The following is a 12,595-nucleotide window of genomic DNA, read 5'->3' on the forward strand; positions in this document are numbered from 1 at the left end:
AGGATTAGCTAACTTTTAGGAGGAACAGAGAAAAAAGAAGTAAAGAGTGAAGGAATTGATTTGGTTTTTGTAATAGATGTCTCCAAATCCATGAATGCAGAAGATATAGCTCCTTCAAGATTGGAAAAAGCCAAAAAATTGTTTGTGATTTTTTATCTAAACTAGGGGGGATCGAGTAGGAATAGTAGCATTTGCAGGAAATTCCTATCCCATTATGCCTTTATCCAGTGATTATAGCGTTGCTCAGCTCTACTTAAATGGTATTGATACTAATCTTATTACAACCCAGGGAACAAATATAGCAGATGCCGTTTTAAAAAGCTTCCACTCTTTTATCTCAAACCTCCAATACATCCAAAGTAATTTTTATAATATCTGATGGAGAAGCCCACGAAGGAGACGTTAAACGGGCAATAATACGGCAAAGAAAAATAAAATTTCCATATTTTCCGTAGGGGTAGGTACAACTCAAGGAGCCCCCATTCCTTTATTTTATGAAGGTAATATTCAGAATACAAAAAAGATGATAATGGGGATATTGTATTAACGAAATTGCAAGAAAGTACATTAAAACAATTGGCAGCAGGAACCGGAGGTAAATATTTCTATGGCGGTCATAATACAAAAGATGTTGTTAATAAGCTATTTAAATCCATGTCCACCTTAGACAAAACTAACCAATCCGTAAGTATTAATTACGACACAAAACAGTATTTTCATTATTTTATAGGAGCCGCATTTTTAGTTATTTTTATTGTTTCTTTAACAAATTATAGGAGAGATTTTATGATTTAATCTTAGTATCTTTGTTAAATGTATTTAAAAAATAAATATTTAGTTATAATTTTTATTTCACTAATAAATATTTTTCAAGCTCAGACGAAAGCATCAAGAAAGCATTTATTAGAGGGTAATAATAAATATTTGGCTGAATCTTATAAAGATGCAGCAGCTAATTATTTATATTCGATACAAGACGGAGAAGATTCATATAGATCTAATTACAATTTAGGAAATGCCATGTATAAACTAAAAAAATATGATGACGCATTGATTCAATATGAAAAATCACTCCAATTGGCAGCAAATCAGTCGGAAAAAGCCAATGCTTTATTCAATATGGGAAACAGCTATTTTCAAAAAGGAGAATATGAAAGAGCAGCCGAAGCGTTTAAAAATACTTTGAAATTAAATCCGAAAGATGATAAGGCGAGGTATAATTATACGATGTCAAAACAAAAAGTAAAAGAAGCTCAACAAAAACATGAGGAGCAAAATTCCAAAGATCAAGATAAGAACCAAGGAGATAAAGAAGATAAAAAGGATAATTCTCAGCAAAATGGAAATGATCTACTGAATTCATCCAATGCTAAAGAAGATAAAACTGATAATTCAACCGATAAAAAAGATAAAGATAATTCTTTAAATAATAAAGAAACACAGCCCAATAAAAATGAAAAAAATTCAATAAACAATCAGAAATCACAAGCTGATACAAATAATGCTAATCTGTCAGATGCCTCTAATCAACATTATGAAAATATTTTAGGAGCAATGGAAGAACAAGAAAAAGAGCGCATCAAAAGATTATTAATAAAAGAGCTAATTCAAATCAAGGACAAAGTAGCAAAGATTGGTGATGAAGAAATATGTAATACTCTTTTTACTTATCTTTTTAAGCGGAATTTGGGCAAAAGCTCAGGTTTCTTTTCAACTCATACCCCAAAAAAATGAGGTAGGAGTCAATGAGCCTGTACGCCTACAATTTTTACTTTCCATTAAAAATGAAGAAATTAAAAATATGGGGCGTTTAAAATTACCTTCTTTTTCTAATACGCAGGTAATTGGCAGGCAGGTAATTCAGAACCAAGGCTTTGATGATGAAGGGAACAGTGTTTTCGAATATGGAATTGAAATTATATTAAGAGCTGTTAAAAAAGTGAATATCCGTATAGATGCCGCACAAATAACTGTTAATAATAGGAAATATGAGACCAAGCCCACCGTAATAACTGTGTCAGGAAATTCTAGTGGAAGTGAAGATGACACAGCTTTTAATTCAAAATTGGGTGAAGTATTTCTTAAATTTAAAGTATCAGAAAAGAATCCGTATCAAAATGAAGGGGTAGTTGCTAATTTAAAATTTTATACTCGAAGGATTGAATTACTCAATAGTATGACCAATCTGGTTTCTCCGGATTGGCAGGGGGTATTTGTACAGCCGGTAAAAGAAAGAAGCCATACCTACGAACAGGAAATAATTAATGGAGAATCCTATTTTTCAAGAGTTATAGGGACTTATGTTATGTTTCCAACTCAATCGGGAACCCTTGTCATAAATCCGTTTACCTTAACATTAACAATTCCGGATGGATTTTTTGATGAACACGATTTAAATATAAAATCTGCACCGGTTACATTACAAGTTAAGAGACTTCCTGATAATGCTCCAAAAGATTTTCATGGGCTGGTAGGTCAATTTACTATGAGAGCTTCAGCAAACAAAAAAGATTTACAAGCAGAAGAAGCAGTAACTGTAAATGTAGAAATAAATGGTAAGGGAAATCTTACGCTTCTTAAATCCCCCGGACTTCTAATGTCTGATGATATAGAACAATATACCCCTAAAAGTAAATTTGATTCAGAGGCAACCGTACAAGGGATAAAAGGAAAATTAAATACATCTACCATATTAGTTCCTCAAAAAGAAGGTACTTACAATATAAATGTAGAATCAATTAGCTATTTTGATCCCATAGATGAGAAATATAAAAGTTTAATTGTACAACCAATTCCCATTAAAGTATCAGGAAATACTTTAGCAAAAAATGATGAAAAAACCGGTACAGTCATCAAAAAGGACACAAGTGATGTCAACCAATATGATCCCAAATCTGCTATTAAAAATAAGGTCACCGAAGTATTGAAAAGAGACCATAACAGCTTAGGAAAAATATTGATAATTATATTATTTACAGGAGTTATATCAATTATAGTTATTCTGGTAATTTGTATATTAATAATAAAAAGAAATAAAAAAAATAAGCTAAAAAAACAAGAAGAAGAACAATCGTTTGATTCATTAAATAAAGAAAAAAAATTTACATCACGTAATTTACCTTATACAAGCTCTAACATTACTAATGATTTTAAAAATGAATTATCACAATTAAATCATTTAGCACAAGAAGGAACAGATAAAAAAGAATTTTACATTCTTTTGGAAAAGACTTTGATAGAAGCAGCAAAACAATATTTAAATTTAGAAAAAGATAGTTTTGTTTCTACTTCAGACTTAGAAGATGAATTAGCTCAGAGATTAGGAGATGAAATTTCAGAAGAATGGAAGAATATGGTTATTCAATCTCAAATTGAACGATATTCAAGCGTAACAGAACAAGAATCCCTAGAATCTGTGTATACAAAAGCTAAAGACTTAATTAAGAAATTAAATATAAAAAAATAGAGCGCCTAAAAACTTTTTAGGAAATTTAATTAACAAAATTCTTTAAAAATATAATTTTACTATGCCTTTACATTTTTCTATCCAGGAAATAGCAAGTTGTTTTATGGTTTTATTTGCCATTATAGATATTTTTGGCAGTGTTCCCGTAATAGTAAGCATAAAAAGTAAAGTCGGTTATCTTCAGGCTAAAAAAACAACATTGGTAGCTTGTGCAATCATGATATCCTTTTTGTTCGTTGGTGATAAATTACTAAAACTTATAGGAATTGATGTATATTCATTTGCTGTAGCAGGTGCTTTAGTTTTATTTGTTATTGCACTGGAAATGATTTTGGGCATTGAAATTAATAAAATCGATGAGCCGCATTCTGCTTCCATAATTCCTTTAGCATTTCCATTAATAGCAGGAGCAGGAGCTTTAACCGCCGTATTGGCTTTAAAAGCAGAATATCATACGGAAAATATAATCATAGCCATACTCCTTAATATGGTAGTCGTATATTTAGTATTAAGATATTCGGGTAAATTAGAACAAATTTTAGGACAAGGAGTAATTTCAATTATGAAAAAAGTTTTCGGTATTATCTTATTAGCTATTTCCATTAAGTTATTTACTGCAAACATAACCTCTTTGTTAGAAAAAGTATCTCCTTAAAAAATAAGATCTCATTTTGTATATTTGTAAAAATATAAAGATGAAATATTTTTTAAATCTTACTCTTTTAGCTTTTGTCCTCTTAATAATTTTTAATGCAACGCGAATTAATTATAGTTACGGGATAACTACCGATCCAAACGATAAATATTTTTATTCAATTTTATTTGCTATTGTAGGCATTTTAATAGTATTCATAATAAAAGGACTAAAAAAATTATCCCAAACCAAATAAATTAATCTGAAAATTTAATTTTTTCAAGCAATTTCAAATAACAGCTCTCCAATTCTTTATAGGCAGGTATTTTTTTGTCTTTACCATTATAGACAATCATTAGTAAATGAGATGTTGTAAAAGTGTTGTTTAGCTCATTTTTATGCAAGCGGAAACATTCACGCAAAAGTCTTTTTACCCGATTTCTATCCACTGCATGTTTAAAAATTTTTTTAGAAACGGACACTCCAACCTTATGGGTTTCCAAAAATTCAGGAGAAGGACAATAAACCATAGCTAAAGGATATTTTTTATTCCACGTCCCTTTTTCAAACAAATATTTAATAAGCTTATATCCTTTTAAATGTTCTTCTTTCGTATACTTTTGGTTCATATAATATGCATTTCATCACAATACCATTCCCAAAGATGATATTATTGAGACTTTTGATTACATAAAATTTCAAGAAATGTTTTGTCAAAGATAGGGCATTTGTAATAATCATAAACATTAATTAATTTTGTATAACAATAAAAACTAATATAAAATATGTATCCAGAAGAAATGGTTGCGCCAATGAAAGCGCAATTAACAAATAAAGGTTTTGAAGATTTAAACACATCAGAAAAAGTAGAAGAAGCATTAAAAAGACCCGGTACAACCTTATTAATAATTAATTCCGTTTGTGGATGTGCTGCCGGAGGAGCTCGTCCCGGAGTAATATTATCTGTAGAAGGCGAAGGAAAAAAACCGGATCATTTAACTACTTCATTTGCAGGATTTGATGTGGATGCAGTTAAAACCGCTAGAGAACATCTTGCCCCTTTTCCACCTTCATCTCCGTCCATAGCACTTTTTAAAGATGGAGAATTGGTTCATTTTCTAGAAAGACATCATATTGAAGGTCATTCTCCTGAAATAATTGCTGAAAATTTAAAACAAGCATACGCTGAATTTTGCTAACATGTCTTTAAACGAAGAACAAATACAATCTCTGTCAGAAAAAATCGTTGAAAAATTAAAAACGGTTTACGATCCTGAAATTCCCGTGGATGTTTATGAACTAGGATTGATTTATGATATTCAGATTAGTACAGAAGGAGACGTGGAAATATTGATGACCTTGACAACCCCTAATTGTCCCGTGGCAGAAACATTACCCATGGAAGTAGAAGAAAAAATCAGTGCTATAGATGAAGTAAAAGAAGTAAATGTAAAAATTACTTTCGAACCAACTTGGGATAAAGATATGATGAGCGAAGAAGCTAAATTTAATTTAGGACTTTTATAGCATCATAAGACAAAAGCTAAGTAACTAAACTCTAGTAAGTAAATGATAGTAAAGGACAGATCAAATTATATTAATCTGTCCTTTTTTCCTAAATTTAAAAAGTAGTGGAATTGAATAAATTTAAGTGATAATAGAAAAGTGAAATTTGAGATTATGTTGAAATTGAAGCAAATGGTTAAAAAATTTATACAACTTTAACTCAATAAATACTATCATCTCAATTCACCGGTAAATAATTACATTTGTTAAATATAAGATTGATCTCATGAGATTATTTATAGGAGAGATATATCCGAATGAAGTGCAACTAAGGGAAGAAGAAGAACACCATATAGTAAGAGTGTTGCGATTGAAAGAAGGAGATATGGTCTATGTGACCAATGGAAAAGGAGCATTAATAAAAGGACAATTACAAATAACAGGAAAGAAAGTTAAGGTTCAAATAATTGAAACTTTTCCCCATTCAAATAGTGGGCAAAATGGATTACATATTGCTATTGCTCCAACTAAAAATATAGACAGATTTGAGTTTTTTGTAGAAAAAGCAGTTGAATTAGGAGTATCTAAAATTACTCCACTTTTATGTACTAATTCAGAGAGAAAGGTTTTAAATACGGAAAAAATCAAGAAACAAATTGAAACCGCCTGTAAACAATCTTTGAGAATAAATTTTCCTGAACTCTATCCATTAACTCCTTTGAAGGATTTTATACAATCTTCGAAAACAAAATTATACCTTACCCATTGTTATAAAGAATATGAGAAGATCACTTTAAACGAAACGTTAAACAGAGAAAAAGAAATAACCTTAATGGTTGGACCGGAAGGAGATTTTTCTAAAAAAGAAGTAGAAGAGCTTTATTCTTTAGGCTCTATAGGGGTTAGTTTAGGAGAGAATCGTTTGAGGACAGAAACTGCCGGAATTTTCATTGCTTCCAGTTATTATTTTTTTCACAACCAACCATAAACAGAATCATTAAAATTTATATGATCAATTTTTTATTGACTATAATTTTAAATAAAATGTTATGACCTATAAAATTAAGTTTTAAGTCAATTATTGTAAGTGAACCAAATAATCAACAATAATTTGAACCGAATCAGGTTTACTAAAGACATATTCGCGAGCTCTTTCACCCATTCTATATCTTTTATTTGTATCTGTAAGTAATTCAACGAGTACTTCATTAAATTCATTTTGATTGTGAATTACTTTTGCTCCTCCATACTGGATTAATTCTACGGCCTCGATAAATTTATCATAAATGGGTCCGAATAAAACTGGAGAAGCAAAAACGGCCGGCTCCAATACGTTGTGTACCCCTTCTTTACCAAATGCACCTCCCACATAAGAAATATCGGCATAGGAATAAACTTTCGTCAATATACCAACCGTATCTAAAATTAATACTTGATAGTCTGCAGGATGGGTGTGACTTAATTCTGAAAATAATACCGTTTTAGGTAATAACTCCGCTTTTAATTTCTGAAAATATTCATGATTCATATTATGTGGAGCTATAAGTATCTTACAATTCATAAAGAAAGAAGAATTAATAAAGTTTTTTAACAGCGTATCATCTTCTTTCCACGTACTTCCTGCAACAATTAAGGTATTGGTTCCTTTAAACAAAGACAACCAGCTTAAGTGGTTATTCTGTTTACTTAACATTTTAACTCTGTCAAAACGTGTATCCCCTGAAACCGTTACTTGTTGAATGCCGATGGAATTCAATAATTTTTTTGAATTTTCATCCTGTACAAAAAAATGAGTTACTTTCTTTAAAATCGATACAAACCATTTTCCGTTAGGCTTAAAATATATCTGGTCTTGACGAAAAATACTTGAGATAAATAAAGTAGGTATTTTTTTTGCCGCAAGTGCTTGCAATATATGATACCAAAAATCATATTTTACAAAAATAGCATAGCTTGGATGTAAGAGTTCAATTAACTGATGGGCATTTGATGGAGTATCTAAGGGAATGTAAAATATAAGATCTGCTATACAATTATTTTTAACCACTTCATATCCGGAAGGAGAAAAAAAACTAAGAGCAAATTTATGTTTTGGAAATTTTTTCTTTAAAGCAGTTAACACAGGAAGTCCTTGTTCATATTCACCAAGAGATGATGCATGCATCCAAATCACTTGATCCGTTGGTGAAATTTTATTTTGTATTTCCGAGAAGACATGAGTCCTTCCTTGTACCCAAAGTCTTGCTTTAGGATGAAATAAAGAAGCAATCTTCATTCCTGCTCCCATAAGTTTAATGCCGAAAGAATATAAAAATGAATTCAAAATTTATCTGTTACTGTTATTTAAAATTTAACTTTTTTCAAGACTCTAGTTTAAAAAGAATTGCCTTAATTCAATTAAGGCAATTTTTATTCATATTTGAGTTGAAAAATAAATTAATATTTGGAAATAGTACAAATATCTTTTCGATAAAAAGTACTATTGATTAGTAAGCTCTCGCAAATAAGACTCTTCTTTTGGAAGGATTCCCTGAATATATACATATTCCCTCTTCCTCTTTAGCATCTAAAGGGATGCAACGAATGGTTGCTTTCGTTTCAGCTTTTATTTTTTCTTCTACTTCTAACGAACCATCCCAATGAGCAGAAATAAATCCGCCTTTTTCGTCCAATACTTTTTTAAATTCCTCGTAAGAATTTACTTCGGTAATTAAAGAATCTCTGTGTGATTTCGCTTTATTGAAAATATTTTGTTGAATTTCTTTCAATAAATCTTGAATGTGTTCAGCTAAACCATCTACAGAATGTTGATGCTTTTCTAAAGTATCTCTTCGAGCTATTTCAACTTGTTTATTTTCAAGATCCTTAGGGCCAATGGTAACCCGAACCGGTATGCCTTTTAACTCATATTCATTAAATTTCCAACCCGGTTTATATTCAGTTCTATCATCAAATTTAACACTAATTCCCAACTTTTTAAGTTGAGAGATAAGTGTATCTGCTAATTCAGAAATTGCATTTAATTGTTCGTCATTTCTATGAATAGGTACAATAACTACTTGGATTGGAGCTATATTGGGAGGAAGTACTAATCCATGGTCATCGGAATGAGACATGATTAAAGCTCCGATAAGACGGGTAGATACTCCCCAAGAGGTAGCCCAAACATATTCTTGTTTACCCTCTTTTGATTGATATTTCACATCAAATGCTTTGGCAAAATTCTGACCTAAAAAATGAGAAGTTCCGGCTTGTAACGCTTTACCGTCTTGCATCATAGCTTCAATACAATAAGTTTCTTCAGCACCTGCAAATCTTTCCGCAGGAGATTTTACCCCTTGAATTACAGGAATACCCATAAAGTTTTCAACAAAATCGGTATAAACATTTAACATTCTTTCAGCTTCTTCAATAGCCTCTTCTTTGGATACATGGGCAGTGTGTCCTTCTTGCCATAAAAATTCAGCAGTTCTTAAAAACAATCGGGTTCTCATTTCCCAACGAACTACATTAGCCCATTGATTAATTAAAATAGGTAAATCCCTATGAGATTTAATCCAGTTTTTATAAGTATTCCAAATTATGGTTTCAGAAGTTGGCCGAACAATCAATTCTTCCTCCAATTTGGCATCCGGGTCAACAATCACTCCCTTTCCGTCAGGAGAATTTTTTAATCGATAATGAGTAACTACAGCACATTCTTTGGCAAAACCTTCCACATGATCCGATTCTTTAGACAGATAAGATTTGGGAATAAACAAAGGAAAATAGGCATTTTCATGTCCGGTATCTTTAAACATCTGATCCAATTGTCGTTGCATTTTTTCCCAAATAGCATATCCATAAGGTTTTATAACCATACATCCTCTAACCCCGGAATTTTCAGCCATATCGGCTTTTATTACCAGTTCGTTATACCATTTACTGTAATCTTCTTCTCTTGATGTAAGTGTTGCCATAATGCTTTTCTACTGTTTTTAAACTTTCTGTAATTATAACTGTCATAATTCTTAAGATACTTTGTCACATTACTATTGCAGCAAAATAGGTATTTCTTAATTGGTACGACTTTTGCGAATTTAAAATGATTCAAGAACAAAATTATAATAAATATATAAACTACTAAAAAAATATCATGAAGAATATCAGTTGTAATTTAGGACGAGTTTTCATGAAAGTTGGTACTCTCTTATGGGTGTCGGTTTTTTTAACATCATGTTATGTCGGCCAATCTTCATATGCCGGTGAGGATAGTGTATATTATTCAAATAAGACTCGAAAAAATAATAAACAAAAGTCTTATGATTACGTATATGATGAGGGTACAAGCTCATCCAATTCATATTCAGACAGTCAAGTAAGAATAGGTAAAAAATATATTGATCCAAATTCTAATGCCAGTGATTTATTATACGATGATGATTATAACAAAAGTGATGCTTCTTCCAATACTGTTTATCGCTACAGTGATGAAATCAATCAATCTTATTCCAATAATAATAGCAGAGACGGTTGGGGAGATGATGGCGGAACTGTAGTTAATAATTATTATTACGGAGGTTACAGTCCTTATTATTCCTATTATTGGGGCGCACCCTATTGGGGATGGAGAAGTTATTGGAGTCCCTATTATGGATGGAATTGGGGCGTTTCAGTAGGCTGGGGCTGGGGATGGTCCGGTTGGGGATGGGATTATCCTTCATATTGGGGTCCATCTTGGGGTTGGAATTATCCGGGTTATTGGAGGCCTCATCACCATTATTGGGATAATGGTTGGTGTTGTTCAAGATATTATGCTAATTACGGATCAAGATCTTCTTATTTGAATAGTTCAAGAGGAAACTCATATATTTCAAGATCTTACGGAACGTCTCGTTCAAGACAAATACAAGACATTCAAAGACAAAATAGTAGAAATACCATCATTTCGGGAAGCCGAAGTAATGGGATAAGTAATTCAAGAATCAATAGAGGTTCTACATCTACTATTTCAAGAAACAATGAAAGTGGAAGAAACGGTTCAATTATAGGCGGCTCAAGAGCTAATGCAGCAGTTGTTACTCCCGAAAATTCAAGAAATAATTCCGGAGCTGTAATTGGAGGCTCAAGAAATAATACGATAACTAATTCAGAAGGCTCTAGATCCACCGGAGTAATTAGAGGTTCCCGAAATAGTATAGGTACATTGGAAGGATCAAGAAATCAAGTGGGGATTGGAAATTCCGGAAACGGAAGAGAATCATCCAATTCAGGAACTATAAGAGGGTCTAGAAACAGTACGGGAATTATAGGTGGATCCAGAAATTACGAATCAGGTTCTTCTAGAATATCTTCACCAAACTATCAAACACCAAGTTCAAGCAGTCGTGAAAGTTCTCGCGGATCTATAATTGGAGGAGGTAATCGAGGCTTTGGAGGAGGTTCCATAAGTAGTGGCAGCCGTGGCGGCTTTGGAGGAGGCTCCCTGGGAGGTGGTCGCGGAGGCGTTATAGGTGGTAGAAGATAATATAATAATATAACTCAAATTATGAACAAGAAATTATTATACGGTTTTATCCTTTCATCCATGGTTTTGATAGGTAAATCACAAACCAATAGATTTTATCCCAATGATGTATCTGATGCTTTTAGTATTTTTGGTGATAATTCCAATAATACAACAGGTACTGCTAGATATATAGGTATGGGGGGATCTATGGGGGCTTTAGGAGGTGATCTTAGTGCCGTAGAAACAAACCCTGCCGGTCTAGGTATTTTTAGAAATTCTGTAGCGAATATTTCAATGAGTATCTTATCTAATAAAAATAAAGCTACTATGGGCAACGGAGTAAATTCCAATACCGATACCAATTTTAATGTTCCCGGTGCCGGAGTTGCATTGGCTTTAGGTGATGAAGCAGACTTATTTAAAGTAAACGTTGGAGTAAACTTTTCTTATCAAAGAGTAGATAACGACGTAAACTTTTCCAGAAATACCAAATTAAATTATTTATATCCTAATAAAGATAATGTAGATCAACTTTATGAAATGGTCAATTATGATCAGTATACCAATGGATATAAATCAAAAATGAAATTCAGTTTGGCAACCAATTACATGGATAGATTATATTTCGGTATTGGATTAGATTGGCATTATTTAAATATTGATCGCAATTCTGAATATGGTCATAGAAACACAGTAGATGGGGAATATATGAAATTCAATGAGCAATTAACGCCTTATAGTCAAGAAGCCAACGGTTTCGGATTAAATGTGGGGGTAATCGGTAAAATTACACCTGAGATTCGTTTAGGGGCTGCCTATCATTCTCCTATTTGGTGGTCTGATATGGATGATTACCGATGGATATATGGATACGATGATAAAGGACAATTCGTAGAAGATTATGTTTATTATGATCATTATAAAAATGTATCTCCCGGAAAATTGGTATTAAGTGGCGCTTTTGCTTCCAATATCGTCGATGATGATAATTCCTTGGCCTTTAATTTTGATTTTATTAATTACTTTAATAAAGACATGGAATTTAAAGGAGATGTTGACTATAGGTTAAATAATAATTTTGTTAATGACTACGTAAGAAATTCACAAGAATACCGCGCAGGTATTGAGTACAGGTTTAGAGAACTTAAATTACGCGCCGGTTACGCTTATGCATCTTCTCCTGTAAAAAGTAATTCTATATCAGGAATATGGGATACAAACAGTGATCCTGTATTTGTGAAAAATTACTTAGCAGGTGAAAAAAATAAATTGTCTTTTGGAGCCGGATATGATATTGGTCAATTTTTTGTGGACCTAGGATATCAGTATATTAAAACAGATTATCGCACGACCCTTTCCGGTGACTTTTATACGGTAAGTGGATCCAATCTTGCAATAAGTTTAGATAAACCGTATTTAGGAAAAGTTAATAATATCCAAAATAATTTTGTATTAACTTTGGGTATGAGGTTTTAAAAATATATTCACAATAAAAAATCCT

Annotated in this window: 14 protein-coding genes; 9 read left to right on the forward strand and 5 right to left on the reverse strand. The window is 32.0% G+C overall.

Annotated features, from left to right (window positions below; genetic code table 11):
* Positions 1–8: 8 nt before the first annotated feature.
* Together G8C41_RS10120 and G8C41_RS10125 are read right to left on the reverse strand one after the other, a co-directional pair.
* On the reverse strand, positions 9–134 hold the full coding sequence (locus G8C41_RS10120) for a hypothetical protein (RefSeq protein WP_255466942.1): 126 nt from the start codon (positions 132–134) through the stop codon (positions 9–11).
* A gap of 203 nt (positions 135–337) precedes the next feature.
* Positions 338–472 carry a hypothetical protein gene (locus G8C41_RS10125; protein WP_255466943.1) on the reverse strand — a complete coding sequence of 45 codons (135 nt, stop codon included), beginning with the start codon at positions 470–472 and terminating at the stop codon, positions 338–340.
* Between the two features lie 80 nt (positions 473–552).
* On the opposite strand from G8C41_RS10125, the gene G8C41_RS00005 reads away from it, so the two are divergent.
* The 4 genes from G8C41_RS00005 to G8C41_RS00020 all read left to right on the forward strand — a co-directional run bounded on the left by G8C41_RS00005 (position 553) and on the right by G8C41_RS00020 (position 4,121).
* Positions 553–795: a hypothetical protein gene (locus G8C41_RS00005; RefSeq protein ID WP_166005733.1), complete on the forward strand. Its 243-nt coding sequence runs from the start codon at positions 553–555 to the stop codon at positions 793–795.
* Between the two features lie 18 nt (positions 796–813).
* The gene (locus tag G8C41_RS00010; RefSeq protein WP_166005734.1) at positions 814–1,734 is read left to right on the forward strand and encodes a tetratricopeptide repeat protein; all 921 of its coding nucleotides are present in this window, start codon (positions 814–816) and stop codon (positions 1,732–1,734) included.
* Positions 1,640–3,466, forward strand: coding sequence for a BatD family protein (locus G8C41_RS00015; protein ID WP_166005735.1), 1,827 nt, complete (start codon positions 1,640–1,642; stop codon positions 3,464–3,466). The genes G8C41_RS00010 and G8C41_RS00015 overlap by 95 nt, the downstream gene beginning before the upstream one ends.
* Before the next feature lie 61 nt (positions 3,467–3,527).
* A complete protein-coding gene (locus tag G8C41_RS00020) occupies positions 3,528–4,121 on the forward strand; it encodes a MarC family protein (protein ID WP_105296814.1) in 594 nt (197 codons plus the stop codon).
* Positions 4,122–4,357: 236 nt separating this feature from the next.
* Here G8C41_RS00020 and rnpA read toward each other — a convergent pair whose 3' ends face one another.
* Complete coding sequence (gene rnpA / locus G8C41_RS00025; protein ID WP_166005736.1) at positions 4,358–4,729, reverse strand: ribonuclease P protein component; 372 nt, start codon at positions 4,727–4,729, stop codon at positions 4,358–4,360.
* Positions 4,730–4,885: 156 nt separating this feature from the next.
* Between rnpA and G8C41_RS00030 the strand changes: the two genes are divergently transcribed.
* From G8C41_RS00030 to G8C41_RS00040, 3 genes are all read left to right on the forward strand, one after another.
* A complete protein-coding gene (locus G8C41_RS00030) occupies positions 4,886–5,299 on the forward strand; it encodes a BrxA/BrxB family bacilliredoxin (RefSeq protein ID WP_160541676.1) in 414 nt (137 codons plus the stop codon).
* A 1-nt stretch (position 5,300) separates the two neighbouring features.
* Positions 5,301–5,627: an SUF system Fe-S cluster assembly protein gene (locus G8C41_RS00035; protein ID WP_160568858.1), complete on the forward strand. Its 327-nt coding sequence runs from the start codon at positions 5,301–5,303 to the stop codon at positions 5,625–5,627.
* 265 nt (positions 5,628–5,892) lie between these two features.
* Positions 5,893–6,594 carry an RsmE family RNA methyltransferase gene (locus G8C41_RS00040; protein ID WP_166005737.1) on the forward strand — a complete coding sequence of 234 codons (702 nt, stop codon included), beginning with the start codon at positions 5,893–5,895 and terminating at the stop codon, positions 6,592–6,594.
* Between the two features lie 90 nt (positions 6,595–6,684).
* On the opposite strand, the gene G8C41_RS00045 is transcribed toward G8C41_RS00040, so the two are convergent.
* Together G8C41_RS00045 and proS are read right to left on the reverse strand one after the other, a co-directional pair.
* On the reverse strand, positions 6,685–7,929 hold the full coding sequence (locus G8C41_RS00045) for a 3-deoxy-D-manno-octulosonic acid transferase (RefSeq protein ID WP_255466941.1): 1,245 nt from the start codon (positions 7,927–7,929) through the stop codon (positions 6,685–6,687).
* Between the two features lie 163 nt (positions 7,930–8,092).
* A complete protein-coding gene (proS, locus tag G8C41_RS00050) occupies positions 8,093–9,565 on the reverse strand; it encodes a proline--tRNA ligase (protein ID WP_410488971.1) in 1,473 nt (490 codons plus the stop codon).
* A gap of 176 nt (positions 9,566–9,741) precedes the next feature.
* On the opposite strand from proS, the gene G8C41_RS00055 reads away from it, so the two are divergent.
* Both G8C41_RS00055 and G8C41_RS00060 read left to right on the forward strand, forming a co-directional pair.
* Positions 9,742–11,112 (forward strand): hypothetical protein, encoded by a 1,371-nt coding sequence (locus tag G8C41_RS00055; protein ID WP_166005738.1) that lies wholly within the window; start codon positions 9,742–9,744, stop codon positions 11,110–11,112.
* A gap of 21 nt (positions 11,113–11,133) precedes the next feature.
* Positions 11,134–12,570 carry an OmpP1/FadL family transporter gene (locus G8C41_RS00060; RefSeq protein ID WP_166005739.1) on the forward strand — a complete coding sequence of 479 codons (1,437 nt, stop codon included), beginning with the start codon at positions 11,134–11,136 and terminating at the stop codon, positions 12,568–12,570.
* Positions 12,571–12,595 lie beyond the last annotated feature (25 nt).

Origin of the sequence: Apibacter sp. B3706 (assembly GCF_011082725.1) — a bacterium.
In the GTDB taxonomy this organism is placed as follows: domain Bacteria; phylum Bacteroidota; class Bacteroidia; order Flavobacteriales; family Weeksellaceae; genus Apibacter.

What these genes read in the sequence shown, in the direction of transcription:
- G8C41_RS00010 (WP_166005734.1), top strand. Translation starts at nt 814, where the DNA reads ATGTATTTAAAAAATAAATATTTAGTTATAATTTTTATTTCACTAATA.
- G8C41_RS00015 (WP_166005735.1), top strand. Translation starts at nt 1,640, where the DNA reads ATGAAGAAATATGTAATACTCTTTTTACTTATCTTTTTAAGCGGAATT.
- G8C41_RS00020 (WP_105296814.1), top strand. Translation starts at nt 3,528, where the DNA reads ATGCCTTTACATTTTTCTATCCAGGAAATAGCAAGTTGTTTTATGGTT.
- rnpA (WP_166005736.1), bottom strand. Translation starts at nt 4,729, where the DNA reads ATGAACCAAAAGTATACGAAAGAAGAACATTTAAAAGGATATAAGCTT.
- G8C41_RS00030 (WP_160541676.1), top strand. Translation starts at nt 4,886, where the DNA reads ATGTATCCAGAAGAAATGGTTGCGCCAATGAAAGCGCAATTAACAAAT.
- G8C41_RS00035 (WP_160568858.1), top strand. Translation starts at nt 5,301, where the DNA reads ATGTCTTTAAACGAAGAACAAATACAATCTCTGTCAGAAAAAATCGTT.
- G8C41_RS00040 (WP_166005737.1), top strand. Translation starts at nt 5,893, where the DNA reads ATGAGATTATTTATAGGAGAGATATATCCGAATGAAGTGCAACTAAGG.
- proS (WP_410488971.1), bottom strand. Translation starts at nt 9,565, where the DNA reads ATGGCAACACTTACATCAAGAGAAGAAGATTACAGTAAATGGTATAAC.
- G8C41_RS00055 (WP_166005738.1), top strand. Translation starts at nt 9,742, where the DNA reads ATGAAGAATATCAGTTGTAATTTAGGACGAGTTTTCATGAAAGTTGGT.
- G8C41_RS00060 (WP_166005739.1), top strand. Translation starts at nt 11,134, where the DNA reads ATGAACAAGAAATTATTATACGGTTTTATCCTTTCATCCATGGTTTTG.